Here is a 26,667-nt window from a genome sequence, read left to right as displayed (position 1 = left end):
TGGCCGCATTTAGGAGTACGATTTTGCCGTTAATCGTGCATACTGTGCGCTTTTTTGTGGGCCAAGGGACTAAGCACACATTTCATATTTCAACGAAAGACTAGTCTATGAGCACTGATAATAAGCAATCATTGCCCGCGATTACCCTCGCGGCGATTGGAGTTGTCTACGGCGATATTGGTACCAGCCCGTTATATACACTTCGTGAATGTTTGTCCGGCCAGTTTGGTTTTGGCGTTGAACGCGATGCCGTGTTTGGCTTTTTATCGCTGATCTTCTGGCTGCTAATCTTTGTGGTTTCCATTAAATATCTCACCTTCGTGATGCGGGCAGATAACGCCGGTGAGGGGGGGATCCTGACGTTGATGTCGCTTGCCGGGCGTAATACGTCGGCGCGAACCACATCAATGCTGGTGATTATGGGGCTAATCGGCGGCAGCTTTTTCTATGGTGAAGTCGTCATAACACCCGCTATTTCGGTGATGTCAGCCATTGAAGGTCTGGAAATCGTCGCCCCGCAGCTGGATACCTGGATAGTTCCCCTCTCAATTATCGTTCTCACTTTATTATTTATGATTCAAAAACATGGCACGGCTATGGTCGGTAAGCTGTTTGCGCCGATCATGCTGACCTGGTTTTTGATTCTGGCAGGACTGGGGTTACGTAGCATTATTGCTAACCCGGAAGTGCTGCATGCGCTGAATCCGATGTGGGCGGTGCATTTCTTCCTTGAATACAAAACGGTTTCTTTTATTGCATTAGGGGCAGTGGTGCTGTCGATTACGGGGGTCGAGGCGCTGTATGCTGATATGGGACACTTTGGTAAGTTCCCTATTCGTCTGGCGTGGTTCACTGTCGTATTACCTTCCTTAACTCTTAATTACTTCGGCCAGGGAGCGCTGTTGTTAAAGAACCCGGAAGCGATTAAGAACCCGTTCTTCCTTTTGGCACCGGACTGGGCGCTGATCCCGCTGCTGATCATCGCCGCACTGGCGACGGTAATCGCCTCGCAGGCGGTTATCTCTGGCGTCTTTTCATTGACGCGTCAGGCGGTACGTCTGGGATATTTGTCGCCGATGCGCATTATTCACACCTCCGAAATGGAGTCAGGGCAAATCTATATTCCGTTTGTGAACTGGATGCTCTATGTCGCGGTCGTGATTGTGATTGTCAGCTTTGAGCACTCCAGCAACCTGGCGGCGGCGTACGGGATTGCGGTGACCGGAACCATGGTGCTGACGTCTATTCTCTCGACTACCGTGGCACGTCAGAACTGGCACTGGAATAAGTATTTTGTTGCGCTGATCCTGATTGCTTTCCTTTGTGTCGATATTCCATTGTTCACCGCTAACCTCGATAAACTGCTCTCCGGCGGCTGGTTGCCATTGAGCCTCGGTACTGTGATGTTTATCGTGATGACCACCTGGAAGAGCGAGCGTTTCCGCTTGCTACGGCGGATGCATGAACATGGTAACTCTCTGGAAGCGATGATTGCTTCGCTGGAGAAATCACCGCCTGTTCGCGTGCCCGGGACCGCGGTGTATATGTCGCGTGCAATCAACGTCATTCCCTTTGCGCTGATGCATAACCTTAAACATAACAAGGTATTGCATGAGCGGGTGATTCTGTTAACTCTGCGCACCGAAGACGCTCCATATGTCCATAACGTCCGTCGGGTACAGATTGAACAACTGTCGCCCACTTTCTGGCGCGTGGTGGCAAGTTATGGTTGGCGAGAAACGCCAAACGTAGAAGAAGTTTTCCACCGCTGCGGTCTGGAAGGATTAAGTTGCCGGATGATGGAAACCTCCTTCTTTATGTCGCATGAGTCGTTGATCCTCGGCAAACGCCCGTGGTATTTGCGTCTGCGCGGCAAGCTGTACTTGCTGCTGCAACGTAATGCGCTGCGTGCACCAGATCAATTTGAAATCCCGCCAAACAGGGTTATCGAACTGGGTACTCAGGTCGAAATCTAACGCCAGACGCCTCCTTTCTTCATAAGGGGGCGTTTTTGTTTTCATGGTTAATCACCATGTAAAACGTTTCGAGGTTGATCACATTTCCGTAACGTCACGATGGTTTTCCCAACTCAGTCAGGATTAAACTGTGGGTCAGCGAAACGTTTCGCTGATGGAGAAAAAAATGAAAAAAGGCACCGTTCTTAATTCTGATATTTCATCGGTGATCTCCCGTCTGGGACATACCGATACGCTGGTGGTGTGTGATGCTGGTTTACCCATCCCCAAAAGTACAACGCGTATCGATATGGCATTAACCCAGGGTGTACCTTCTTTTATGCAGGTGCTGGGCGTCGTCACAAATGAAATGCAGGTCGAGGCGGCCATTATCGCGGAAGAGATCAAACACCATAATCCGCAACTCCACGAAACGTTGCTCACTCACCTTGAGCAGCTGCAAAAACACCAGGGAAATACCATTGAAATTCGTTACACCACGCATGAACAATTCAAACAACAAACCGCAGAAAGTCAGGCGGTAATTCGCAGCGGAGAATGTTCTCCGTATGCGAATATCATTCTCTGTGCTGGCGTGACGTTCTGAGGCCGTCATGGAAGCATTACTTCAGCTTAAAGGCATCGATAAAGCCTTCCCGGGCGTAAAAGCCCTCTCGGGCGCAGCGTTAAATGTCTATCCGGGCCGCGTGATGGCGCTGGTGGGCGAAAACGGCGCGGGTAAATCCACCATGATGAAAGTGCTTACTGGCATCTATACTCGCGATGCCGGTACGCTTTTATGGCTGGGGAAAGAAACGACATTTACCGGGCCAAAATCTTCCCAGGAAGCCGGGGTTGGGATTATCCATCAGGAACTGAACCTGATCCCGCAGTTGACCATTGCCGAAAACATTTTCCTCGGTCGTGAGTTTGTTAATCGCTTTGGCAAAATTGACTGGAAAACCATGTATGCCGAAGCGGATAAATTGCTGGCTAAACTTAACCTGCGCTTTAAAAGCGACAAGCTGGTGGGCGATCTTTCCATCGGTGACCAGCAAATGGTTGAAATCGCCAAAGTGCTGAGCTTTGAGTCGAAAGTCATCATTATGGATGAACCGACCGATGCGCTGACCGATACCGAAACCGAATCCCTGTTCCGCGTCATCCGCGAGCTGAAATCGCAAGGCCGCGGTATTGTCTATATCTCCCACCGCATGAAAGAAATCTTCGAGATTTGCGATGACGTTACCGTTTTTCGTGATGGGCAATTTATTGCTGAGCGCGAAGTGGCATCACTGACCGAAGATTCGCTGATTGAGATGATGGTGGGTCGCAAGCTGGAAGATCAATATCCACACCTGGACAAAGCGCCAGGAGATATCCGCCTGAAAGTCGATAATCTCTGCGGACCTGGCGTTAACGATGTCTCTTTTACTTTACGCAAAGGCGAAATTCTTGGCGTCTCTGGTTTGATGGGCGCAGGTCGTACCGAACTGATGAAAGTGCTCTACGGCGCACTACCGCGCACCAGCGGTTACGTCACCCTGGATGGGCATGAAGTCGTTACCCGTTCACCGCAGGATGGCCTGGCAAACGGCATTGTGTATATCTCCGAAGACCGTAAACGTGACGGTTTAGTGTTGGGCATGTCAGTAAAAGAGAACATGTCGCTGACCGCGCTGCGCTACTTCAGCCGCGCTGGCGGCAGTTTGAAGCATGCCGATGAACAGCAGGCTGTGAGTGATTTTATTCGCCTGTTCAATGTGAAAACGCCGTCGATGGAACAGGCAATTGGTCTGCTTTCCGGTGGCAATCAGCAAAAAGTGGCGATTGCCCGCGGTCTGATGACACGCCCCAAAGTGTTGATCCTTGATGAACCTACCCGTGGCGTAGATGTCGGCGCGAAAAAAGAGATCTATCAACTGATTAACCAGTTCAAAGCCGATGGCTTGAGCATCATTCTGGTGTCATCGGAGATGCCAGAAGTATTAGGCATGAGCGATCGCATCATCGTCATGCATGAAGGGCATCTCAGCGGGGAATTTACTCGTGAGCAGGCCACCCAGGAAGTGTTAATGGCTGCCGCTGTGGGCAAGCTTAATCGCGTGAATCAGGAGTAAAAAAATGACAACCCAGACTGTCTCTGGTCGCCGTTATTTCACGAAAGCGTGGCTGATGGAGCAGAAATCGCTTATCGCTCTGCTGGTGCTGATCGCGATTGTCTCGACGTTAAGTCCGAACTTTTTCACCATCAATAACTTATTCAATATTCTCCAGCAAACTTCGGTGAACGCCATTATGGCGGTCGGGATGACGCTGGTGATCCTGACGTCGGGCATCGACTTGTCGGTAGGTTCTCTGTTGGCGCTAACCGGCGCAGTTGCTGCATCTATCGTCGGCATTGAAGTCAATGCGCTGGTGGCTGTCGCTGCTGCTCTCGCGTTAGGTGCCGCAATTGGTGCGGTAACTGGGGTGATTGTAGCGAAAGGTCGCGTTCAGGCGTTTATCGCTACGCTGGTTATGATGCTTTTACTGCGCGGCGTGACCATGGTTTATACCAACGGTAGCCCAGTGAATACCGGCTTTACTGAGAACGCCGATCTGTTTGGCTGGTTTGGTATTGGTCGTCCGCTGGGCGTACCGACGCCAGTCTGGATCATGGGGATTGTCTTCCTCGCGGCCTGGTACATGCTGCATCACACGCGTCTGGGGCGTTACATCTACGCGCTGGGCGGCAACGAAGCGGCAACGCGTCTTTCTGGTATCAACGTCAATAAAATCAAAATCATCGTCTATTCTCTTTGTGGTCTGCTGGCATCGCTGGCCGGGATCATTGAAGTGGCGCGTCTCTCCTCCGCACAACCCACGGCTGGGACTGGCTATGAGCTGGATGCTATTGCTGCGGTGGTTCTGGGCGGTACGAGTCTGGCGGGCGGAAAAGGTCGCATTGTTGGGACGTTGATCGGCGCATTAATTCTTGGCTTCCTTAATAATGGATTGAATTTGTTAGGTGTTTCCTCCTATTACCAGATGATCGTCAAAGCGGTGGTGATTTTGCTGGCGGTGCTGGTAGACAACAAAAAGCAGTAATAACGACTACAGGACATCTTGAATATGAACATGAAAAAACTGGCTACCCTGGTTTCCGCTGTTGCGCTAAGCGCCACCGTCAGTGCGAATGCGATGGCAAAAGACACCATCGCGCTGGTGGTCTCCACGCTTAACAACCCGTTCTTTGTATCGCTGAAAGATGGCGCGCAGAAAGAGGCGGATAAGCTTGGCTATAACCTGGTGGTGCTGGACTCCCAGAACAACCCGGCGAAAGAGCTGGCGAACGTGCAGGACTTAACCGTTCGCGGCACCAAAATTCTGCTGATTAACCCGACCGACTCCGACGCAGTAGGTAATGCTGTGAAGATGGCTAACCAGGCGAACATCCCGGTTATCACTCTTGACCGCCAGGCAACGAAAGGTGAAGTGGTGAGCCACATTGCTTCTGATAACGTACTGGGTGGCAAAATCGCCGGTGATTACATCGCGAAGAAAGCGGGTGAAGGTGCCAAAGTTATCGAGCTGCAAGGCATTGCTGGTACATCCGCAGCCCGTGAACGTGGCGAAGGCTTCCAGCAGGCCGTTGCTGCTCACAAGTTTAATGTTCTTGCCAGCCAGCCAGCAGATTTTGATCGCACCAAAGGTTTGAACGTAATGCAGAACCTGTTGACCGCTCATCCGGATGTTCAGGCTGTATTTGCGCAGAATGATGAAATGGCGCTGGGCGCGCTGCGCGCACTGCAAACTGCCGGTAAATCGGATGTGATGGTCGTCGGATTTGACGGTACACCGGATGGCGAAAAAGCGGTTAATGATGGCAAACTAGCAGCGACTATCGCTCAGCTACCCGATCAGATTGGCGCGAAAGGCGTTGAAACCGCAGATAAAGTGCTGAAAGGCGAGAAAGTTCAGGCTAAGTATCCGGTTGATCTAAAACTGGTTGTTAAGCAGTAGTTTTAATCAGGTTGTATGACCTGATGGTGACATAAATACGTCATCGACAGATGAACGTGTAATATAAAGAAAAGCAGGGCACGCGCCACCCTAACACGGTGGCGCATTTTATGGACATCCCGAATATGCAAAACGCAGGCAGCCTCGTTGTTCTTGGCAGCATTAATGCTGACCACATTCTTAATCTTCAATCTTTTCCTACTCCAGGCGAAACCGTAACCGGTAACCACTATCAGGTTGCATTTGGCGGCAAAGGCGCGAATCAGGCGGTGGCTGCTGGGCGTAGCGGTGCGAATATCGCGTTTATTGCCTGCACTGGCGATGACAGCATTGGCGAGAGCGTTCGCCAGCAGCTCGCCACTGATAACATCGATATTTCTCCGGTCAGCGTGATCAAAGGCGAATCAACAGGTGTGGCGCTGATTTTTGTTAATGGCGAAGGTGAGAATGTCATCGGTATTCATGCCGGCGCTAATGCTGCCCTTTCCCCGGCGCTGGTGGAAGCGCAACGTGAGCGTATTGCCAACGCGTCAGCATTATTAATGCAGCTGGAATCACCACTCGAAAGTGTGATGGCAGCGGCGAAAATCGGCCATCAAAATAAGACTATCGTTGCGCTTAACCCGGCTCCGGCTCGCGAACTTCCTGACGAACTGCTGGCGCTGGTGGACATTATTACGCCAAACGAAACGGAAGCAGAAAAGCTCACCGGTATTCGTGTTGAAAATGATGAAGATGCAGCGAAGGCGGCGCAGGTACTGCATGAAAAAGGTATCCGTACTGTACTGATTACTTTAGGAAGTCGTGGTGTATGGGCTAGCGTGAATGGTGAAGGTCAGCGCGTTCCTGGATTCCGGGTGCAGGCTGTCGATACCATTGCTGCCGGAGATACCTTTAACGGCGCGTTAATCACGGCGTTGCTGGAAGAAAAACCATTGCCAGAGGCGATTCGGTTTGCCCATGCTGCCGCTGCGATTGCCGTAACACGTAAAGGCGCACAACCTTCCGTACCGTGGCGTGAAGAGATCGACGCATTTTTAGACAGGCAGAGGTGACGCTTGGCTACAATGAAAGATGTTGCCCGCCTGGCGGGCGTTTCTACCTCAACAGTTTCTCACGTTATCAATAAAGATCGCTTCGTCAGTGAAGCGATTACCGCCAAAGTTGAAGCGGCGATTAAAGAACTCAATTACGCGCCATCAGCCCTGGCGCGTAGCCTCAAACTCAATCAAACACATACCATTGGCATGTTGATCACTGCCAGTACCAATCCTTTCTATTCAGAACTGGTGCGTGGCGTTGAACGCAGCTGCTTCGAACGCGGTTATAGTCTCGTCCTTTGCAATACCGAAGGCGATGAACAGCGGATGAATCGCAATCTGGAAACGCTGATGCAAAAACGCGTTGATGGCTTGCTGTTACTGTGCACCGAAACGCATCAACCTTCGCGTGAAATCATGCAACGTTATCCGACAGTGCCTACTGTGATGATGGACTGGGCTCCGTTCGATGGCGACAGCGATCTTATTCAGGATAACTCGTTGCTGGGCGGAGACTTAGCAACGCAATATCTGATCGATAAAGGTCATACCCGTATCGCCTGTATTACCGGTCCGCTGGATAAAACTCCGGCGCGCCTGCGGTTGGAAGGTTATCGGGCAGCGATGAAACGTGCGGGTCTCAACATTCCTGATGGCTATGAAGTCACTGGTGATTTTGAATTTAACGGCGGGTTTGACGCCATGCGCCAACTGTTATCACATCCGCTGCGTCCTCAGGCCGTCTTTACCGGAAATGACGCTATGGCTGTTGGCGTTTACCAGGCGTTATATCAGGCAGAGTTACAGGTTCCGCAGGATATCGCGGTGATTGGCTATGACGATATCGAACTGGCAAGCTTTATGACGCCACCATTAACCACTATCCACCAACCGAAAGATGAACTGGGGGAGCTGGCGGTTGATGTACTCATCCATCGGATAACCCAGCCGACCCTTCAGCAACAACGATTACAACTTACTCCGATTCTGATGGAACGCGGTTCGGCTTAGATTTACGCTGTCTTTTGATCAAATTATTACCATCGGTTGTTTTCAGAAGCATGAACATTGCTGCTGAAGCAACAGTAATAATGCCCATCGTGATAAACGTATAGTGGAATTGTTCGACAGTCGTTGTGCCTTCCATCCCTTCATAAACGCGAAGGACGGCCGCACTTACAGCAACGCCTAAACTAATCGACAGTTGCTGCGTGACCGCCAGAACACTGTTACCGCTGCTGGCGTTGTCATCGGTCAGATCGGCAAGTGTGATGGTATTCATCGCGGTAAATTGCGTCGACATAGCCATCCCTAATATAAACAACGGCAAGATCAGCATCCATATCGCCATTGCCGGTGATTGCAAAGAGAACTGAGCGATCATTAGCCCAATAATCACCGTGATCCCCACTAACGTATGGCGATAGCCCAGACGACGTAAGACTTGGGTAACCATCGATTTTGCAATAATGGAACCTAACGCTGTCGGTGCCATCATACAGCCGGCAATAAACGCCTGATAACCAAATCCTACCTGTAACATCAATGGCATAAGGAACGGTACACAACCGGTCCCCAGACGGGTTGCAATATTGCCTACGATACCGATCGAGAAAGTGCGGGTTTTAAATAAATCTAATGAAATTAATGGGTTTGGCGTGCGTCGCGCATGGAGAATATAGAGAAGCAGTAACCCGATGCTGGTGACAATTACCGTCAAGGCAATCCAGCTGGCGACAATCTTTTCCCCGAATAGCTCTATTCCGCTTGAGAAGAGAACAAGGCTGAGGCCAAACAACAAAAAGCCAGTGATATCGAATCTGCGTCGTGCGGTGGTGAAATTGGGCATATGTTTGCGCGCGTAAAGAAGGCCTGCAATACCTATGGGGATATTGATTAAAAATATCCAGTGCCAGGTTGCCCAGGTGACCAGCACGCCGCCAAGAACGGGGCCTAAAATTGGCCCCACCAGACCCGGCATGGCGACAAAATTCAATACTGGAAGAAGTTCATTACGAGGATAAGCGCGCAGTAAGGCCAGTCGAGCAACAGGCATCATCATTGCGCCGCCTATCCCCTGAATAACCCGGAAGACAACCAGCTGTGGTAGCGAATTAGAAAGTGCGCAGGCCAGAGAACCCAATGTGAACAGACTCACGGCAAGGGTAAAAATGCGACGCGTACCGAAGCGATCGGCTAGCCATCCGCTTACCGGAATAAGCATCGCCACCGTCAGCGTATAACTGATGATGGCTGATTGCATCGCGAGAGGAGAACGATTAAGGCTATGAGCGATTGCGGGTAAGGCGGTATTCAGAATAGTGGCATCAAGTGCCTGCATGAAGAAGGCCATCGCAGCGATCCACGGCAAACCCGCCATACTGCGCTTCTTTTTATCGCTCATTCAATGTCCTGTTATCGGGTTATCACTTATCAGGTGAGCGTAGCAGCGCCTGACAAGCTTTAAATGCCGCGTCGCCATCGCTTTGGATAATCGCATCGACAATCGCCTGATGCAGATCCAGCTTTATCACTGTGTCGCTGGTAATTGACGTGAAGTAAGTGTGATAAACCGAATGGAATAGCGAGGCGAATGAGGTCAAAAACGGATTGGCGCTCATTTCATAGATATGCTCATGCCAGGCCATATCGACTTCGATCCAGCGTTCACGGCGAAAGTTCTCTTTTAATGCCGCCATTTCGGCCATTAACGTATTGAGATGCGCTTTCTGTTCTGCGGTGCCAACCGTTGCTGCCAGTAGGCAGGCTTGCGGCTCCAGACAGATACGCATAACCAGAAAGTGATCGATGACCTGATGAAAGTTCTCTTCTGTCATCCACCAGGTAAGCAATTCCTGATCAAGAAAATTCCAGTTCGATTGTGGCATTACCCGGGTACCAATTCGCGGTCGCGGTAAAACCATCCCTTTTGCCGTTAACGTTTTGACCGCTTCGCGTACCGCTGTACGACTCACTCCAAATTGCTCGCCCAGCTCAATCTCACCGGGCAAAATGGTGCCGGGTTCATATTCACCTTTTAAGATCCGTTGCGCCAGCTTCTCAGCCAGAACATACGAAAGGTTTTTCTGTGCAGCTAACTGTTGTGCGCTTAAAGGCATTACTTATCTTCCTTTTTCTTTTTATTCCTCCTTAGTATGCCACCAGGGAGTGTGATTACGGTTGCAAAAACGGCAAATTGCTTGTTTTATGGCACATTAACGGGGCTTTTGCTGAAAAAATGCGCGGTCAGAAAATTATTTTAAATTTCCTCTTGTCAGACCGGAATAACTCCCTATAATGCGCCACCACTGACACGGAACAACGGCAAACACGCCGCCGGGTCAGCGGGGTTCTCCTGAGAACTCCGGCAGAGAAAGCAAAAATAAATGCTTGACTCTGTAGCGGGAAAGCGTATTATGCACACCCCGCGCCGCTGAGAAAAAGCGAAGCGGCACTGCTCTTTAACAATTTATCAGACAATCTGTGTGGGCACTCGAAGATACGGATTCTTAACGTCGCAAGACGAAAAATGAATACCAAGTCTCAAGAGTGAACACGTAATTCATTACGAAGTTTAATTCTTTGAGCATCAAACTTTTAAATTGAAGAGTTTGATCATGGCTCAGATTGAACGCTGGCGGCAGGCCTAACACATGCAAGTCGAACGGTAACAGGAAACAGCTTGCTGTTTCGCTGACGAGTGGCGGACGGGTGAGTAATGTCTGGGAAACTGCCTGATGGAGGGGGATAACTACTGGAAACGGTAGCTAATACCGCATAACGTCGCAAGACCAAAGAGGGGGACCTTCGGGCCTCTTGCCATCGGATGTGCCCAGATGGGATTAGCTAGTAGGTGGGGTAACGGCTCACCTAGGCGACGATCCCTAGCTGGTCTGAGAGGATGACCAGCCACACTGGAACTGAGACACGGTCCAGACTCCTACGGGAGGCAGCAGTGGGGAATATTGCACAATGGGCGCAAGCCTGATGCAGCCATGCCGCGTGTATGAAGAAGGCCTTCGGGTTGTAAAGTACTTTCAGCGGGGAGGAAGGGAGTAAAGTTAATACCTTTGCTCATTGACGTTACCCGCAGAAGAAGCACCGGCTAACTCCGTGCCAGCAGCCGCGGTAATACGGAGGGTGCAAGCGTTAATCGGAATTACTGGGCGTAAAGCGCACGCAGGCGGTTTGTTAAGTCAGATGTGAAATCCCCGGGCTCAACCTGGGAACTGCATCTGATACTGGCAAGCTTGAGTCTCGTAGAGGGGGGTAGAATTCCAGGTGTAGCGGTGAAATGCGTAGAGATCTGGAGGAATACCGGTGGCGAAGGCGGCCCCCTGGACGAAGACTGACGCTCAGGTGCGAAAGCGTGGGGAGCAAACAGGATTAGATACCCTGGTAGTCCACGCCGTAAACGATGTCGACTTGGAGGTTGTGCCCTTGAGGCGTGGCTTCCGGAGCTAACGCGTTAAGTCGACCGCCTGGGGAGTACGGCCGCAAGGTTAAAACTCAAATGAATTGACGGGGGCCCGCACAAGCGGTGGAGCATGTGGTTTAATTCGATGCAACGCGAAGAACCTTACCTGGTCTTGACATCCACGGAAGTTTTCAGAGATGAGAATGTGCCTTCGGGAACCGTGAGACAGGTGCTGCATGGCTGTCGTCAGCTCGTGTTGTGAAATGTTGGGTTAAGTCCCGCAACGAGCGCAACCCTTATCCTTTGTTGCCAGCGGTCCGGCCGGGAACTCAAAGGAGACTGCCAGTGATAAACTGGAGGAAGGTGGGGATGACGTCAAGTCATCATGGCCCTTACGACCAGGGCTACACACGTGCTACAATGGCGCATACAAAGAGAAGCGACCTCGCGAGAGCAAGCGGACCTCATAAAGTGCGTCGTAGTCCGGATTGGAGTCTGCAACTCGACTCCATGAAGTCGGAATCGCTAGTAATCGTGGATCAGAATGCCACGGTGAATACGTTCCCGGGCCTTGTACACACCGCCCGTCACACCATGGGAGTGGGTTGCAAAAGAAGTAGGTAGCTTAACCTTCGGGAGGGCGCTTACCACTTTGTGATTCATGACTGGGGTGAAGTCGTAACAAGGTAACCGTAGGGGAACCTGCGGTTGGATCACCTCCTTACCTTAAAGAAGCGTTCTTTGCAGTGCTCACACAGATTGTCTGATAGAAAGTGAAAAGCAAGGCGTCTTGCGAAGCAGACTGATACGTCCCCTTCGTCTAGAGGCCCAGGACACCGCCCTTTCACGGCGGTAACAGGGGTTCGAATCCCCTAGGGGACGCCACTTGCTGGTTTGTGAGTGAAAGTCACCTGCCTTAATATCTCAAAACTCATCTTCGGGTGATGTTTGATATATTTGCTCTTTAAAAATCTGGATCAAGCTGAAAATTGAAACACTGAACAACGAAAGTTGTTCGTGAGTCTCTCAAATTTTCGCAACGCGATGATGAATCGAAAGAAACATCTTCGGGTTGTGAGGTTAAGCGACTAAGCGTACACGGTGGATGCCCTGGCAGTCAGAGGCGATGAAGGACGTGCTAATCTGCGATAAGCGTCGGTAAGGTGATATGAACCGTTATAACCGGCGATTTCCGAATGGGGAAACCCAGTGTGTTTCGACACACTATCATTAACTGAATCCATAGGTTAATGAGGCGAACCGGGGGAACTGAAACATCTAAGTACCCCGAGGAAAAGAAATCAACCGAGATTCCCCCAGTAGCGGCGAGCGAACGGGGAGCAGCCCAGAGCCTGAATCAGTGTGTGTGTTAGTGGAAGCGTCTGGAAAGGCGCGCGATACAGGGTGACAGCCCCGTACACAAAAATGCACATGCTGTGAGCTCGATGAGTAGGGCGGGACACGTGGTATCCTGTCTGAATATGGGGGGACCATCCTCCAAGGCTAAATACTCCTGACTGACCGATAGTGAACCAGTACCGTGAGGGAAAGGCGAAAAGAACCCCGGCGAGGGGAGTGAAAAAGAACCTGAAACCGTGTACGTACAAGCAGTGGGAGCACGCTTCGGCGTGTGACTGCGTACCTTTTGTATAATGGGTCAGCGACTTATATTCTGTAGCAAGGTTAACCGAATAGGGGAGCCGAAGGGAAACCGAGTCTTAACTGGGCGTTAAGTTGCAGGGTATAGACCCGAAACCCGGTGATCTAGCCATGGGCAGGTTGAAGGTTGGGTAACACTAACTGGAGGACCGAACCGACTAATGTTGAAAAATTAGCGGATGACTTGTGGCTGGGGGTGAAAGGCCAATCAAACCGGGAGATAGCTGGTTCTCCCCGAAAGCTATTTAGGTAGCGCCTCGTGAATTCATCTCCGGGGGTAGAGCACTGTTTCGGCAAGGGGGTCATCCCGACTTACCAACCCGATGCAAACTGCGAATACCGGAGAATGTTATCACGGGAGACACACGGCGGGTGCTAACGTCCGTCGTGAAGAGGGAAACAACCCAGACCGCCAGCTAAGGTCCCAAAGTCATGGTTAAGTGGGAAACGATGTGGGAAGGCCCAGACAGCCAGGATGTTGGCTTAGAAGCAGCCATCATTTAAAGAAAGCGTAATAGCTCACTGGTCGAGTCGGCCTGCGCGGAAGATGTAACGGGGCTAAACCATGCACCGAAGCTGCGGCAGCGACGCTGATGCGTTGTTGGGTAGGGGAGCGTTCTGTAAGCCTGCGAAGGTGTGCTGTGAGGCATGCTGGAGGTATCAGAAGTGCGAATGCTGACATAAGTAACGATAAAGCGGGTGAAAAGCCCGCTCGCCGGAAGACCAAGGGTTCCTGTCCAACGTTAATCGGGGCAGGGTGAGTCGACCCCTAAGGCGAGGCCGAAAGGCGTAGTCGATGGGAAACAGGTTAATATTCCTGTACTTGGTGTTACTGCGAAGGGGGGACGGAGAAGGCTATGTTGGCCGGGCGACGGTTGTCCCGGTTTAAGCGTGTAGGCTGGTTTTCCAGGCAAATCCGGAAAATCAAGGCTGAGGCGTGATGACGAGGCACTACGGTGCTGAAGCAACAAATGCCCTGCTTCCAGGAAAAGCCTCTAAGCATCAGGTAACATCAAATCGTACCCCAAACCGACACAGGTGGTCAGGTAGAGAATACCAAGGCGCTTGAGAGAACTCGGGTGAAGGAACTAGGCAAAATGGTGCCGTAACTTCGGGAGAAGGCACGCTGATATGTAGGTGAAGCGACTTGCTCGTGGAGCTGAAATCAGTCGAAGATACCAGCTGGCTGCAACTGTTTATTAAAAACACAGCACTGTGCAAACACGAAAGTGGACGTATACGGTGTGACGCCTGCCCGGTGCCGGAAGGTTAATTGATGGGGTCAGCGCAAGCGAAGCTCTTGATCGAAGCCCCGGTAAACGGCGGCCGTAACTATAACGGTCCTAAGGTAGCGAAATTCCTTGTCGGGTAAGTTCCGACCTGCACGAATGGCGTAATGATGGCCAGGCTGTCTCCACCCGAGACTCAGTGAAATTGAACTCGCTGTGAAGATGCAGTGTACCCGCGGCAAGACGGAAAGACCCCGTGAACCTTTACTATAGCTTGACACTGAACATTGAGCCTTGATGTGTAGGATAGGTGGGAGGCTTTGAAGTGTGGACGCCAGTCTGCATGGAGCCGACCTTGAAATACCACCCTTTAATGTTTGATGTTCTAACGTTGACCCGTAATCCGGGTTGCGGACAGTGTCTGGTGGGTAGTTTGACTGGGGCGGTCTCCTCCTAAAGAGTAACGGAGGAGCACGAAGGTTGGCTAATCCTGGTCGGACATCAGGAGGTTAGTGCAATGGCATAAGCCAGCTTGACTGCGAGCGTGACGGCGCGAGCAGGTGCGAAAGCAGGTCATAGTGATCCGGTGGTTCTGAATGGAAGGGCCATCGCTCAACGGATAAAAGGTACTCCGGGGATAACAGGCTGATACCGCCCAAGAGTTCATATCGACGGCGGTGTTTGGCACCTCGATGTCGGCTCATCACATCCTGGGGCTGAAGTAGGTCCCAAGGGTATGGCTGTTCGCCATTTAAAGTGGTACGCGAGCTGGGTTTAGAACGTCGTGAGACAGTTCGGTCCCTATCTGCCGTGGGCGCTGGAGAACTGAGGGGGGCTGCTCCTAGTACGAGAGGACCGGAGTGGACGCATCACTGGTGTTCGGGTTGTCATGCCAATGGCACTGCCCGGTAGCTAAATGCGGAAGAGATAAGTGCTGAAAGCATCTAAGCACGAAACTTGCCCCGAGATGAGTTCTCCCTGACTCCTTGAGAGTCCTGAAGGAACGTTGAAGACGACGACGTTGATAGGCCGGGTGTGTAAGCGCAGCGATGCGTTGAGCTAACCGGTACTAATGAACCGTGAGGCTTAACCTTACAACGCCGAAGCTGTTTTGGCGGATGAGAGAAAGATTTTCAGCCTGATACAGATTAAATCAGAACGCAGAAGCGGTCTGATAAAACAGAATTTGCCTGGCGGCCTTAGCGCGGTGGTCCCACCTGACCCCATGCCGAACTCAGAAGTGAAACGCCGTAGCGCCGATGGTAGTGTGGGGTCTCCCCATGCGAGAGTAGGGAACTGCCAGGCATCAAATTAAGCAGTAAGCCGGTCATAAAACCGGTGGTTGTAAAAGAATTCGGTGGAGCGGTAGTTCAGTCGGTTAGAATACCTGCCTGTCACGCAGGGGGTCGCGGGTTCGAGTCCCGTCCGTTCCGCCACCCTAATTAGGGGCGTAGTTCAATTGGTAGAGCACCGGTCTCCAAAACCGGGTGTTGGGAGTTCGAGTCTCTCCGCCCCTGCCAGAAATCATCCTTAGCGAAAGCTAAGGATTTTTTTTATCTGAAATAACCCTCTCTGAAGTAAATCCTTCTACCGGCATCCTTGCCAGCCATTCATATTAATACACTTCATCCAGCACGTTAATTTTCAATAGATCGCGAATCAACGTATTTTTATCGCTATTTTGCAGCCATATGGCATAAAGCGGCCGTGAAAGTGTTGTGCTATCGACAACGGTATGCAGGCCGCCTTTTTTACGCGCCCAGCTGACGGGTAGCCAGGTGCAACCATTAAGCATCGCAATCTGTTGCTGTGCCAGTTCAGCAGAACTGGTTGTCAGAATGGGCACTTCGTCAGCACCGATCAAACCTGCCTCATGCTGTTGAAAATCTGGCCCCCACTCCAGTCGCAGATAGTTAAGATCTCCCTTTAGTTTAGAAGGGGCACTGGTATAAAGCGCTAAAGTGAAATACCCCAGCAACTGACTACTAAATTCGTCCATTTTGGGCGCTTCAGTGGTAATAAGAAGATCAAGCTGGCGTTCATGCAGCTGTTTTACCAGAGACTGCCGTTGGGCAATTCGCGCTTCGAACTGTAAGCCTGTATGGGCATCCTGATTTTGATACAAACGTCCCAGCCACTGATTAAGCATACATTCCCACAATGAGGCGCTGGCACCGATAGAAAACTCGTTATGTCGTGAGGTATGCGCCACCTCCTTACGGGCGGCCTGCCAGGTGCTCATGAGCGTTTCTGCATAAGGCAGTAGTTTTTCACCGGCAGCGGTTAAACGGATATTGTTTCTGTGGCGGGTGAAAAGGTTCACACCCAGTTGATTTTCCAGTTGTCTGATTCGAAAGCTCACTGCTGACTGGGTCAGATAGAGCGATTCAGCCGCTCGACCAAAGTGACGCGTTCGGCTAACTTCCAGGAAAGTTTTTAACAATTCCGTATCCACAGTGCTCTCCGCAAAATTATTTGTCGTTATGATTTAAATGTTTTGTTTTACACTCTGTCAAGCGTAACTAATACTCCGCGCCATAACTAGCTCGGTCAAAGAATTAGGAGCGTGCAGGATGGCGGAAAGCTTTACGACGACTAATCGATATTTCGACAATAAACATTATCCACGTGGATTCTCTCGTCATGGTGATTTCACCATCAAAGAGGCACAACTGCTTGAGCGTCATGGTTATGCCTTCAATGAGTTGGATCTTGGCAAACGCGAGCCGGTTACCGAGGAAGAGAAACTCTTCGTAGCAGTATGCCGTGGCGAACGTGAGCCAGTGACAGAAGCAGAACGCGTGTGGTCCAAGTATATGACGCGTATCAAGCGTCCAAAACGTTTTCACACCCTTTCCGGCGGTAAACCGCAGGTTGAAGGTGCTGAAGACTACACCGATTCTGACGATTAATAAAAAGGGCGAAATGCCCTTTTTTTATGTCAGTAGTTTTTGCAGATGGATGAGCAAACGGTCAATGGCACGATAGCTAACTGCCTCCTGCAAATGCTGACGTGTGATAATGTCGGACTGATCAATATCAGCAATGGTTCGTGCAACTTTCAATAACCGCTGCCAGGCACGAATCGATAACCCCAGATGGATCAGCGTTTCTTCCAGCCACTGCGCATCTTCGCTCTCAAGCTTGCAGAATTTGCGTATTTCCGGACTATCCAGCCAGGCGTTCAACTTATTCTGCCGCTTAAATTGGCGCTCTCTGGCAGCCATTACACGTTGTTTAACGGTGGTGCTGCTTTCTCCCGGCACTACCGTTTTACTCAAAATGCCGGGGGGTGGTAATGGGATCTCCAGTGAGAGATCGAAGCGGTCGAGAAAGGGCCCCGAGAGCCGGTTGAGATAACGTAATGTCTGTTCTGGCGTGCAGCGGTTATGGTTTCCCTGATAATGTCCGGTAGGGCTGGGATTCATCGCCGCGACAAGCTGGAAACGGGCTGGATAGGTTATTTTTGCTCGTGTGCGTGAAAGATGGATCTGCCCGGATTCAATCGGCTCTCGCAAGGCATCCAGTGTACGCCGTTCAAACTCAGGTAACTCATCAAGAAAAAGCACGCCGTTATGCGCCAGCGAAATTTCACCTGGCCCTGGAATTGCACCACCGCCCACCATCGCAGTTAACGACGCACTGTGATGAGGTGAGCGGAACGGGCGCTGCCGCCATTGTTTTTGTACTGATTCAGCATTTACCAGACTTAATATCGCAGCGCTCTCCAGTGCCTCTTCATTGCTTAAATCTGGCAACAGGCCATTAATACGGCTGGCGAGCATTGTTTTACCTGTTCCCGGCGGTCCAATCAGTAAAAGGTTGTGCCCACCAGCGGCGGTAATTTCCAGTCCTCGCTTTCCTTGCTCCTGACCGACAACATCACTGAGATCATGTTGTAGCGCCCGGGATACTGCATCAGTTGGTTTCGGGCGTTCGAGAGTGTGCTTACCTTCCAGAAACGCACAGACAGCCTGCAGATGATCGGCTATCAGGCATCCTTCACCGTTAATTAGCCCCACTTCATCTTCGTTATCTTTCGCGACGATAATTTTTCTGCCCGACTTAATAGCTTCAGTTGCACTGGAGATTGCACCGGGAACGCCACGCAGAGCGCCTGTAAGCGCCAGTTCTCCGACTAATTCATATTCATCTAACTTATTGGCTGTAAGCTGTTCTGAGGCCGCCAGCAACGCAATGGCGATAGGTAAATCATATCGTCCCCCTTCTTTTGGCAGATCGGCTGGAGCCAGGTTGATGGTGATTTTTTTGGCCGGATATTCATATCCGCTATTGATAATGGCGCTGCGCACGCGATCGCGGGCTTCTTTTACCGTTGTTTCTGGTAAGCCCACCATCGTTAAACCGGGTAGACCTTTACTGATATGTACCTCAACAGTGATTGGGGGCGCATTTACTCCCAGGGCTGCGCGGGTATGAACAATTGACAGTGACATAAGCCCTCCTTGAGTCACCATTATGTGCATAAGATATCGCTGCTGTAGCCCGCTAATTCGTGAATTTTAGTGGCTGATTCCTGTTTATTTGTGCAAGTGAAGTTGAGTTGTTCTGGCGGTGGAATGATGCTCGCAAAAATGCAGCGGACAAAGGATGAACTACGAGGGAGGGAACAACATTCGTACTGAAATTGAATTTTTTTCACTCACTATTTTCTTTTTAAAAAACAACAATTTCTATTGAAATTATTAAAGCCATCATAAAAAACGGCCAAAAAATATCTTGTGCTATTCGCAAAATCTATGGTAACTCTTTAGGCATTCCTTCGAACAAGATGCAAGAAAAGACAAAATGACAGCCCTTCTACGAGTGATTAGCCTGGTCGTGATTAGCGTGGTGGTGATTATTATCCCACCGTGCGGGGCTGCACTTGGACGAGGAAAGGCTTAGAGATCAAGCCTTAACGAACTAAGACCCCCGCACCGAAAGGTCCGGGGGTTTTTTTTGACCTTAAAAACATAACCGAGGAGCAGACAATGAATAACAGCACAAAATTCTGTTTCTCAAGATTCAGGACGGGGAACTAACTATGAATGGCGCACAGTGGGTGGTACATGCGTTGCGGGCACAGGGTGTGAACACCGTTTTCGGTTATCCGGGTGGCGCAATTATGCCGGTTTACGATGCATTGTATGACGGCGGCGTGGAGCACTTGCTGTGCCGACATGAACAGGGCGCGGCAATGGCGGCTATCGGTTATGCCCGTGCTACCGGCAAAACTGGCGTATGTATCGCCACGTCTGGTCCGGGCGCAACCAACCTGATAACCGGGCTTGCGGACGCACTGTTAGATTCTATCCCTGTTGTTGCCATCACCGGTCAAGTGTCCGCACCGTTTATCGGTACTGACGCATTTCAGGAAGTGGATGTCCTGGGATTGTCGTTAGCCTGTACCAAGCACAGCTTTCTGGTGCAGTCGCTGGAAGAGTTGCCGCGCATTATGGCTGAAGCATTCGACGTTGCCAGCTCAGGTCGTCCTGGTCCGGTTCTGGTCGATATCCCAAAAGATATCCAGTTAGCCAGCGGCGACCTGGAACCGTGGTTCACCACCGTTGAAAACGAAGTGACTTTCCCACATGCCGAAGTTGAGCAAGCGCGCCAGATGCTGGCAAAAGCGCAAAAACCGATGCTGTACGTTGGTGGTGGCGTGGGTATGGCGCAGGCAGTTCCTGCTTTACGAGAATTTCTCGCTACCACAAAAATGCCTGCCACCTGCACGCTGAAAGGGCTGGGCGCAGTTGAAGCAGATTATCCGTACTATCTGGGCATGCTGGGAATGCATGGCACCAAAGCGGCGAACTTCGCGGTGCAGGAGTGCGACTTGCTGATCGCCGTGGGTGCACGTTTTGATGACCGGGTGACCGGCAAACTGAACACCTTCGCACCACACGCCAGTGTTATCCATATGGATATCGACCCGGCAGAAATGAACAAGCTGCGTCAGGCACATGTGGCATTACAAGGTGATTTAAATGCTCTGTTACCAGCATTACAGCAGCCGTTAAATATCAATGACTGGCAGCTACACTGCGCGCAGCTGCGTGATGAACATGCCTGGCGTTACGACCATCCCGGTGACGCTATCTACGCGCCGTTGTTGTTAAAACAACTGTCAGATCGTAAACCTGCGGATTGCGTCGTGACCACAGATGTGGGGCAGCACCAGATGTGGGCTGCGCAGCACATCGCCCACACTCGCCCGGAAAATTTCATCACCTCCAGCGGCTTAGGCACCATGGGTTTTGGTTTACCGGCGGCGGTTGGCGCGCAAGTCGCGCGACCAAACGATACCGTCGTCTGTATCTCCGGTGACGGCTCTTTCATGATGAATGTGCAAGAGCTGGGCACCGTAAAACGCAAGCAGTTACCGTTGAAAATCGTCTTACTCGATAACCAACGGTTAGGGATGGTTCGACAATGGCAGCAACTGTTTTTCCAGGAACGATATAGCGAAACCACCCTTACCGATAACCCCGATTTCCTCATGTTAGCCAGCGCCTTCGGCATCCCTGGCCAACACATCACCCGTAAAGACCAGGTTGAAGCGGCACTCGACACCATGCTGAACAGTGATGGGCCATACCTGCTTCATGTCTCAATCGACGAACTTGAGAACGTCTGGCCGCTGGTGCCGCCTGGTGCCAGTAATTCAGAAATGTTGGAGAAATTATCATGATGCAACATCAGGTCAATGTATCAGCTCGCTTCAATCCGGAAACCTTAGAACGTGTTTTACGCGTGGTGCGTCATCGTGGTTTCCACGTCTGCTCAATGAATATGGCCGCCGCCAGCGATGCACAAAATATAAATATCGAATTGACCGTTGCCAGCCCACGGTCGGTCGACTTACTGTTTAGTCAGTTAAATAAACTGGTGGACGTCGCACACGTTGCCATCTGCCAGAGCACAACCACATCACAACAAATCCGCGCCTGAGCGCAAAAGGAATATAAAAATGACCACGAAGAAAGCTGATTACATTTGGTTCAATGGGGAGATGGTTCGCTGGGAAGACGCGAAGGTGCATGTGATGTCGCACGCGCTGCACTATGGCACCTCGGTTTTTGAAGGCATCCGTTGCTACGACTCGCACAAAGGACCGGTTGTATTCCGCCATCGTGAGCATATGCAGCGTCTGCATGACTCCGCCAAAATCTATCGCTTCCCGGTTTCGCAGAGCATTGATGAGCTGATGGAAGCTTGTCGTGACGTGATCCGCAAAAACAATCTCACCAGCGCCTATATCCGTCCGCTGATCTTCGTTGGTGATGTTGGCATGGGTGTAAACCCGCCAGCGGGATACTCAACCGATGTGATTATCGCCGCTTTCCCGTGGGGAGCGTATCTGGGCGCAGAAGCGCTGGAGCAGGGGATCGATGCGATGGTTTCCTCCTGGAACCGCGCAGCACCAAACACCATCCCAACCGCGGCAAAAGCCGGTGGTAACTATCTCTCTTCCCTGCTGGTGGGTAGCGAAGCGCGCCGCCACGGTTATCAGGAAGGTATCGCGCTGGATGTGAACGGTTATATCTCTGAAGGCGCAGGCGAAAACCTGTTTGAAGTGAAAGATGGTGTGCTGTTCACCCCACCGTTCACCTCCTCCGCGCTGCCGGGTATTACCCGTGATGCCATCATCAAACTGGCGAAAGAGCTGGGAATTGATGTGCGTGAGCAGGTTCTGTCGCGCGAATCCCTGTACCTGGCGGATGAAGTGTTTATGTCCGGTACTGCGGCAGAAATCACGCCAGTGCGCAGCGTAGATGGTATTCAGGTTGGTGAAGGCCGTTGCGGCCCGGTTACCAAACGCATCCAGCAAGCCTTCTTCGGCCTCTTCACTGGCGAAACCGAAGATAAATGGGGCTGGTTAGATCAAGTTAATCAATAAATACAAAAAATGGGACGGCACGCACCGTCCCATTTACGAGACAGACACTGGGAGTAAATAAAGTATGCCTAAGTACCGTTCCGCCACCACCACCCATGGCCGTAATATGGCGGGGGCCCGCGCACTGTGGCGCGCCACCGGGATGACCGACGCCGATTTCGGTAAGCCGATTATCGCGGTTGTGAACTCGTTCACCCAATTTGTACCGGGTCACGTCCATCTGCGCGATCTCGGTAAACTGGTCGCCGAACAAATTGAAGCGGCTGGCGGCGTTGCCAAAGAGTTCAACACCATTGCGGTGGATGATGGGATTGCCATGGGCCACGGGGGGATGCTTTATTCACTGCCATCTCGCGAACTGATCGCTGATTCCGTTGAGTATATGGTCAACGCCCACTGCGCCGATGCCATGGTCTGTATCTCCAACTGCGACAAAATCACCCCTGGGATGTTGATGGCTTCCCTGCGATTAAATATTCCGGTGATCTTTGTTTCCGGCGGCCCGATGGAAGCCGGGAAAACCAAGCTGTCCGATCGGATAATCAAGCTCGATCTGGTTGATGCGATGATCCAGGGCGCAGACCCGAAAGTCTCTGACTCCCAGAGCGATCAGGTTGAACGTTCCGCCTGCCCAACCTGCGGTTCCTGCTCCGGGATGTTTACCGCTAACTCAATGAACTGCCTGACCGAAGCGCTGGGTTTGTCGCAGCCAGGCAACGGCTCGCTGCTGGCAACCCACGCGGACCGTAAGCAGCTGTTCCTTAATGCTGGTAAACGCATTGTTGAATTGACCAAACGTTATTACGAGCAAAACGACGAAAGTGCACTGCCGCGTAATATCGCCAGTAAGGCGGCGTTTGAAAACGCCATGACGCTGGATATCGCGATGGGTGGATCGACTAACACCGTACTTCACCTGCTGGCGGCGGCGCAGGAAGCGGAAATCGACTTCACCATGAGTGATATCGATAAGCTCTCCCGCAAGGTTCCGCAGCTGTGTAAAGTTGCGCCGAGCACCCAGAAATACCATATGGAAGATGTTCATCGTGCTGGTGGTGTTATCGGTATTCTCGGCGAACTGGATCGTGCGGGGTTACTGAACCGTGATGTGAAAAACGTACTTGGCCTGACGTTGCCGCAAACGCTGGAACAATACGACGTTATGCTGACCCAGGATGACGCGGTAAAAAATATGTTCCGCGCAGGCCCGGCGGGCATTCGGACTACACAGGCATTCTCGCAGGATTGCCGTTGGGATTCTCTCGATGACGATCGCGCAAACGGCTGTATCCGCTCGCTGGAACACGCCTACAGCAAAGACGGCGGCCTGGCGGTGCTCTACGGTAATTTCGCAGAAAACGGCTGCATCGTTAAAACCGCGGGCGTCGATGACAGCATCCTCAAATTCACCGGCCCGGCGAAAGTGTACGAAAGCCAGGACGACGCGGTAGAAGCGATTCTCGGCGGTAAAGTTGTCGCGGGCGATGTGGTGGTGATCCGCTATGAAGGCCCGAAAGGCGGTCCGGGGATGCAGGAAATGCTCTACCCAACCAGCTTCCTGAAATCAATGGGGCTCGGTAAAGCCTGTGCGCTGATCACCGACGGTCGTTTCTCTGGCGGCACCTCTGGCCTTTCTATCGGGCACGTCTCACCGGAAGCGGCAAGCGGCGGCAGCATTGGCCTGATTGAAGACGGCGATCTTATCGCTATCGACATTCCGAACCGTGGTATTCAGTTACAGGTAAGCGATGCCGAACTGGCGGCGCGTCGTGAAGCGCAGGAAGCCCGGGGTGACAAAGCCTGGACGCCGAAAAACCGTGAACGTCAGGTTTCCTTTGCGCTGCGTGCCTACGCCAGCCTGGCGACCAGCGCCGACAAAGGTGCGGTGCGCGATAAATCGAAACTGGGGGGTTAATGATGGCTGACTCGCAACCCCTGTCCGGCACCCCGGAAGGTGCCGAATATTTAAGAGCGGTGCTACGCGCGCCGGTCTATGAAGCGGCGCAGGTTACGCCGCTACAGAAAATGGAAAAACTGTCGTCGCGTCTTGATAACGTGATTCTGGTGAAGCGCGAAGATCGCCAGCCGGTGCACAGCTTTAAGCTGCGCGGTGCATACGCCATGATGGCGGGCCTGACGGAAGAACAAAAAGCGCACGGCGTGATCACCGCTTCTGCGGGTAACCACGCGCAGGGCGTCGCGTTTTCTTCCGCACGGTTAGGCGTGAAGGCACTGATCGTCATGCCAACCGCCACCGCCGATATCAAAGTTGATGCGGTGCGCGGCTTCGGCGGCGAAGTGCTGCTCCACGGTGCGAACTTTGATGAAGCGAAAGCCAAAGCGATCGAACTGTCACAGCAGCAGGGGTTCACCTGGGTGCCGCCGTTCGACCATCCGATGGTGATTGCCGGGCAAGGCACGCTGGCGCTGGAACTGCTCCAGCAGGACGCCCATCTCGACCGCGTATTTGTGCCAGTCGGCGGCGGCGGTCTGGCTGCTGGCGTGGCGGTGCTGATCAAACAACTGATGCCGCAAATCAAAGTGATCGCCGTAGAAGCGGAAGACTCCGCCTGCCTGAAAGCAGCGCTGGATGCGGGTCATCCGGTTGATCTGCCGCGCGTAGGGCTATTTGCTGAAGGCGTAGCGGTAAAACGCATCGGTGACGAAACCTTCCGTTTATGCCAGGAGTATCTCGACGACATCATCACCGTCGATAGCGATGCGATCTGTGCGGCGATGAAGGATTTATTCGAAGATGTGCGCGCGGTGGCGGAACCCTCTGGCGCGCTGGCGCTGGCGGGAATGAAAAAATATATCGCCCTGCACAACATTCGCGGCGAACGGCTGGCGCATATTCTTTCCGGTGCCAACGTGAACTTCCACGGCCTGCGCTACGTCTCAGAACGCTGCGAACTGGGCGAACAGCGTGAAGCGTTGTTGGCGGTGACCATTCCGGAAGAAAAAGGCAGCTTCCTCAAATTCTGCCAACTGCTTGGCGGGCGTTCGGTCACCGAGTTCAACTACCGTTTTGCCGATGCCAAAAACGCCTGCATCTTTGTCGGTGTGCGCCTGAGCCGCGGCCTCGAAGAGCGCAAAGAAATTTTGCAGATGCTCAACGACGGCGGCTACAGCGTGGTTGATCTCTCCGACGACGAAATGGCGAAGCTACACGTGCGCTATATGGTCGGCGGACGTCCATCGCATCCGTTGCAGGAACGCCTCTACAGCTTCGAATTCCCGGAATCACCGGGCGCGCTGCTGCGCTTCCTCAACACGCTGGGTACGTACTGGAACATTTCTTTGTTCCACTATCGCAGCCATGGCACCGACTACGGGCGCGTACTGGCGGCGTTCGAACTTGGCGACCATGAACCGGATTTCGAAACCCGGCTGAATGAGCTGGGCTACGATTGCCACGACGAAACCAATAACCCGGCGTTCAGGTTCTTTTTGGCGGGTTAGGGAAAAATGCCTGATAGCGCTTCGCTTATCAGGCCTACCCGCGCGACAACGTCATTTGTGGTTCGGCAAAATCTTCCAGAATGCCTCAATTAGCGGCTCATGTAGCCGCTTTTTCTGCGCACACACGCCCAGCTCAAACGGCGTTTTCTCATCGCTGCGCTCTAAAATCATCACGCGGTTACGCACCGGTTCGGGGCTGTTTTCCAGCACCACTTCCGGCAACAATGCCACGCCACAGCCGAGTGCCACCATCGATACCATCGCTTCATGCCCGCCAACCGTGGCGTAAATCATCGGGTTACTGATTTTATTGCGTCGAAACCACAGTTCAATGCGGCGGCGTACCGGCCCCTGATCGGCCATAATAAACGGCACCGTTGACCAGTCCGGCTTCTCTACCGACACCTGATTACGCACCGGGCAGGGCAGCGCGGGGGCAATCAGCACTACTGCCAGATTCTCCAGCATCGAAAACGCCACTGCGCCGGGCAAGGTTTCCGGTTTACCCGCAATCGCCAGATCCGCTTCACCAGTGACCACCTTTTCCATCGCATCTGCCGCATCACCAGTAGTAAGTTTAATCTCCACCGACGGGTGTTCCGCGCGGAAGCGATCCAGAATCGGCGGCAGATGGCTGTAGGCAGCGGTCACCGAGCAGAAGATATGTAATTCGCCAGAGAGCGACGGCCCTTGCTGATCGATGGTGTGGCGCAACTGCTGATACTGCAACAGCGTTTGCTGGGCGAAAACGCGCAGCTCTTCGCCCGCTTCAGTCAGCGTCACCGTGCGGTTATCGCGCACAAACAGCGGCTGACCGAGATCTTCTTCCAGGCGCTGAATCTGCCGTGAGAGCGTGGATGGGCTAACGTGCATCGCCCGCGCGCTGCGGCCAAAATGGCGGCTTTCCGCCAGATGCAGGAAGGTTTTCAGATCGCGTAAATCCACAGGGACAGCCCTCGATGTTGACGTTGCAAAAATTGCAATGTGACGTTGTGAA

20 protein-coding genes, 3 tRNA genes and 3 rRNA genes are annotated in these 26,667 nt (G+C 52.2%); 21 read left to right on the top strand and 5 right to left on the bottom strand.

Annotated features, from left to right (window positions below; translation table 11 throughout):
* The first annotated feature begins 107 nt into the window (after positions 1–107).
* The 7 genes from kup to rbsR all read left to right on the top strand — a co-directional run bounded on the left by kup (position 108) and on the right by rbsR (position 8,011).
* The gene (gene kup, locus AB4H76_RS22980; RefSeq protein WP_000102319.1) at positions 108–1,976 is read left to right on the top strand and encodes a low affinity potassium transporter Kup; all 1,869 of its coding nucleotides are present in this window, start codon (positions 108–110) and stop codon (positions 1,974–1,976) included.
* A gap of 166 nt (positions 1,977–2,142) precedes the next feature.
* Positions 2,143–2,562 carry a D-ribose pyranase gene (gene rbsD, locus AB4H76_RS22975; RefSeq protein WP_001301979.1) on the top strand — a complete coding sequence of 140 codons (420 nt, stop codon included), beginning with the start codon at positions 2,143–2,145 and terminating at the stop codon, positions 2,560–2,562.
* Between the two features lie 7 nt (positions 2,563–2,569).
* Complete coding sequence (gene rbsA / locus AB4H76_RS22970; protein ID WP_085452746.1) at positions 2,570–4,075, top strand: ribose ABC transporter ATP-binding protein RbsA; 1,506 nt, start codon at positions 2,570–2,572, stop codon at positions 4,073–4,075.
* A gap of 4 nt (positions 4,076–4,079) precedes the next feature.
* Complete coding sequence (rbsC, locus tag AB4H76_RS22965; RefSeq protein ID WP_000211858.1) at positions 4,080–5,045, top strand: ribose ABC transporter permease; 966 nt, start codon at positions 4,080–4,082, stop codon at positions 5,043–5,045.
* Between the two features lie 24 nt (positions 5,046–5,069).
* A complete protein-coding gene (gene rbsB / locus AB4H76_RS22960) occupies positions 5,070–5,960 on the top strand; it encodes a ribose ABC transporter substrate-binding protein RbsB (protein ID WP_001056273.1) in 891 nt (296 codons plus the stop codon).
* A gap of 125 nt (positions 5,961–6,085) precedes the next feature.
* Complete coding sequence (gene rbsK, locus AB4H76_RS22955; protein WP_077492166.1) at positions 6,086–7,015, top strand: ribokinase; 930 nt, start codon at positions 6,086–6,088, stop codon at positions 7,013–7,015.
* A gap of 3 nt (positions 7,016–7,018) precedes the next feature.
* Positions 7,019–8,011 (top strand): ribose operon transcriptional repressor RbsR, encoded by a 993-nt coding sequence (gene rbsR, locus AB4H76_RS22950; RefSeq protein ID WP_072650737.1) that lies wholly within the window; start codon positions 7,019–7,021, stop codon positions 8,009–8,011.
* On the opposite strand, the gene mdtD is transcribed toward rbsR, so the two are convergent.
* Entirely contained in the window at positions 7,977–9,404 is a 1,428-nt protein-coding gene (gene mdtD / locus AB4H76_RS22945; RefSeq protein WP_001280852.1) for a multidrug transporter subunit MdtD, read from the bottom strand. The genes rbsR and mdtD overlap by 35 nt on opposite strands.
* A gap of 22 nt (positions 9,405–9,426) precedes the next feature.
* Positions 9,427–10,119: a FadR/GntR family transcriptional regulator gene (locus AB4H76_RS22940; RefSeq protein WP_001131164.1), complete on the bottom strand. Its 693-nt coding sequence runs from the start codon at positions 10,117–10,119 to the stop codon at positions 9,427–9,429.
* Positions 10,120–10,599: 480 nt separating this feature from the next.
* On the opposite strand from AB4H76_RS22940, the gene AB4H76_RS22935 reads away from it, so the two are divergent.
* The 6 genes from AB4H76_RS22935 to AB4H76_RS22910 all read left to right on the top strand — a co-directional run bounded on the left by AB4H76_RS22935 (position 10,600) and on the right by AB4H76_RS22910 (position 15,825).
* Positions 10,600–12,141: ribosomal RNA gene (locus tag AB4H76_RS22935) — 16S ribosomal RNA — on the top strand.
* 85 nt (positions 12,142–12,226) lie between these two features.
* Positions 12,227–12,302 (top strand) — tRNA-Glu (locus AB4H76_RS22930).
* A gap of 193 nt (positions 12,303–12,495) precedes the next feature.
* Positions 12,496–15,399 (top strand): 23S ribosomal RNA (locus AB4H76_RS22925).
* Positions 15,400–15,494: 95 nt separating this feature from the next.
* Positions 15,495–15,610 (top strand): 5S ribosomal RNA (gene rrf, locus AB4H76_RS22920).
* Together the 16S, 23S and 5S rRNA genes with 3 tRNA genes alongside form the textbook arrangement of a ribosomal RNA operon.
* A gap of 54 nt (positions 15,611–15,664) precedes the next feature.
* A tRNA-Asp gene (locus tag AB4H76_RS22915) sits at positions 15,665–15,741 on the top strand.
* Positions 15,742–15,749: 8 nt separating this feature from the next.
* Positions 15,750–15,825, top strand: a tRNA-Trp gene (locus AB4H76_RS22910).
* Between the two features lie 95 nt (positions 15,826–15,920).
* Here the strand turns inward: AB4H76_RS22910 and hdfR are convergent.
* Positions 15,921–16,760 carry an HTH-type transcriptional regulator HdfR gene (hdfR, locus tag AB4H76_RS22905; RefSeq protein WP_000379246.1) on the bottom strand — a complete coding sequence of 280 codons (840 nt, stop codon included), beginning with the start codon at positions 16,758–16,760 and terminating at the stop codon, positions 15,921–15,923.
* A 118-nt stretch (positions 16,761–16,878) separates the two neighbouring features.
* Here hdfR and maoP point away from each other — a divergent pair, with 118 nt between their 5' ends.
* On the top strand, positions 16,879–17,217 hold the full coding sequence (maoP, locus tag AB4H76_RS22900; RefSeq protein WP_000841001.1) for a macrodomain Ori organization protein MaoP: 339 nt from the start codon (positions 16,879–16,881) through the stop codon (positions 17,215–17,217).
* A 24-nt stretch (positions 17,218–17,241) separates the two neighbouring features.
* Here maoP and AB4H76_RS22895 read toward each other — a convergent pair whose 3' ends face one another.
* Positions 17,242–18,762, bottom strand: a complete 1,521-nt coding sequence (locus AB4H76_RS22895) for a YifB family Mg chelatase-like AAA ATPase (RefSeq protein WP_000058987.1) — start codon at positions 18,760–18,762, stop codon at positions 17,242–17,244.
* Between the two features lie 352 nt (positions 18,763–19,114).
* On the opposite strand from AB4H76_RS22895, the gene ilvL reads away from it, so the two are divergent.
* The 7 genes from ilvL to ilvA all read left to right on the top strand — a co-directional run bounded on the left by ilvL (position 19,115) and on the right by ilvA (position 25,670).
* A complete protein-coding gene (gene ilvL / locus AB4H76_RS22890; protein ID WP_001311244.1) occupies positions 19,115–19,213 on the top strand; it encodes an ilv operon leader peptide in 99 nt (32 codons plus the stop codon).
* Between the two features lie 86 nt (positions 19,214–19,299).
* Positions 19,300–19,350, top strand: a complete 51-nt coding sequence (gene ilvX, locus AB4H76_RS22885; RefSeq protein WP_001387183.1) for a peptide IlvX — start codon at positions 19,300–19,302, stop codon at positions 19,348–19,350.
* 2 nt (positions 19,351–19,352) lie between these two features.
* The gene (ilvG, locus tag AB4H76_RS22880; protein ID WP_001012619.1) at positions 19,353–20,999 is read left to right on the top strand and encodes an acetolactate synthase 2 catalytic subunit; all 1,647 of its coding nucleotides are present in this window, start codon (positions 19,353–19,355) and stop codon (positions 20,997–20,999) included.
* Positions 20,996–21,259: an acetolactate synthase 2 small subunit gene (ilvM, locus tag AB4H76_RS22875; protein ID WP_000983255.1), complete on the top strand. Its 264-nt coding sequence runs from the start codon at positions 20,996–20,998 to the stop codon at positions 21,257–21,259. The genes ilvG and ilvM overlap by 4 nt, the downstream gene beginning before the upstream one ends.
* A gap of 19 nt (positions 21,260–21,278) precedes the next feature.
* Entirely contained in the window at positions 21,279–22,208 is a 930-nt protein-coding gene (ilvE, locus tag AB4H76_RS22870; protein ID WP_000208515.1) for a branched-chain-amino-acid transaminase, read from the top strand.
* 64 nt (positions 22,209–22,272) lie between these two features.
* Entirely contained in the window at positions 22,273–24,123 is a 1,851-nt protein-coding gene (gene ilvD, locus AB4H76_RS22865) for a dihydroxy-acid dehydratase (RefSeq protein WP_001127419.1), read from the top strand.
* 2 nt (positions 24,124–24,125) lie between these two features.
* On the top strand, positions 24,126–25,670 hold the full coding sequence (gene ilvA, locus AB4H76_RS22860; RefSeq protein WP_001338652.1) for a threonine ammonia-lyase, biosynthetic: 1,545 nt from the start codon (positions 24,126–24,128) through the stop codon (positions 25,668–25,670).
* Between the two features lie 51 nt (positions 25,671–25,721).
* Here ilvA and ilvY read toward each other — a convergent pair whose 3' ends face one another.
* The gene (gene ilvY, locus AB4H76_RS22855; RefSeq protein WP_000365791.1) at positions 25,722–26,615 is read right to left on the bottom strand and encodes an HTH-type transcriptional activator IlvY; all 894 of its coding nucleotides are present in this window, start codon (positions 26,613–26,615) and stop codon (positions 25,722–25,724) included.
* Positions 26,616–26,667: the final 52 nt, after the last annotated feature.

The sequence above is a fragment of the Escherichia sp. UTM R2 genome (assembly GCF_048593455.1).
GTDB lineage: Bacteria > Pseudomonadota > Gammaproteobacteria > Enterobacterales > Enterobacteriaceae > Escherichia > Escherichia coli.
Note: the sequence above shows the minus strand (reverse complement) of the source record. Positions and strands in the feature narration are given on the sequence as shown.

Excerpts from the sequence above, each read along its gene's own strand:
- kup (WP_000102319.1), top strand. The coding sequence starts at position 108 with ATGAGCACTGATAATAAGCAATCATTGCCCGCGATTACCCTCGCGGCG.
- rbsD (WP_001301979.1), top strand. The coding sequence starts at position 2,143 with ATGAAAAAAGGCACCGTTCTTAATTCTGATATTTCATCGGTGATCTCC.
- rbsA (WP_085452746.1), top strand. The coding sequence starts at position 2,570 with ATGGAAGCATTACTTCAGCTTAAAGGCATCGATAAAGCCTTCCCGGGC.
- rbsC (WP_000211858.1), top strand. The coding sequence starts at position 4,080 with ATGACAACCCAGACTGTCTCTGGTCGCCGTTATTTCACGAAAGCGTGG.
- rbsB (WP_001056273.1), top strand. The coding sequence starts at position 5,070 with ATGAACATGAAAAAACTGGCTACCCTGGTTTCCGCTGTTGCGCTAAGC.
- rbsK (WP_077492166.1), top strand. The coding sequence starts at position 6,086 with ATGCAAAACGCAGGCAGCCTCGTTGTTCTTGGCAGCATTAATGCTGAC.
- mdtD (WP_001280852.1), bottom strand. The coding sequence starts at position 9,404 with ATGAGCGATAAAAAGAAGCGCAGTATGGCGGGTTTGCCGTGGATCGCT.
- AB4H76_RS22940 (WP_001131164.1), bottom strand. The coding sequence starts at position 10,119 with ATGCCTTTAAGCGCACAACAGTTAGCTGCACAGAAAAACCTTTCGTAT.
- maoP (WP_000841001.1), top strand. The coding sequence starts at position 16,879 with ATGGCGGAAAGCTTTACGACGACTAATCGATATTTCGACAATAAACAT.
- AB4H76_RS22895 (WP_000058987.1), bottom strand. The coding sequence starts at position 18,762 with ATGTCACTGTCAATTGTTCATACCCGCGCAGCCCTGGGAGTAAATGCG.
- ilvL (WP_001311244.1), top strand. The coding sequence starts at position 19,115 with ATGACAGCCCTTCTACGAGTGATTAGCCTGGTCGTGATTAGCGTGGTG.
- ilvG (WP_001012619.1), top strand. The coding sequence starts at position 19,353 with ATGAATGGCGCACAGTGGGTGGTACATGCGTTGCGGGCACAGGGTGTG.
- ilvM (WP_000983255.1), top strand. The coding sequence starts at position 20,996 with ATGATGCAACATCAGGTCAATGTATCAGCTCGCTTCAATCCGGAAACC.
- ilvE (WP_000208515.1), top strand. The coding sequence starts at position 21,279 with ATGACCACGAAGAAAGCTGATTACATTTGGTTCAATGGGGAGATGGTT.
- ilvD (WP_001127419.1), top strand. The coding sequence starts at position 22,273 with ATGCCTAAGTACCGTTCCGCCACCACCACCCATGGCCGTAATATGGCG.
- ilvA (WP_001338652.1), top strand. The coding sequence starts at position 24,126 with ATGGCTGACTCGCAACCCCTGTCCGGCACCCCGGAAGGTGCCGAATAT.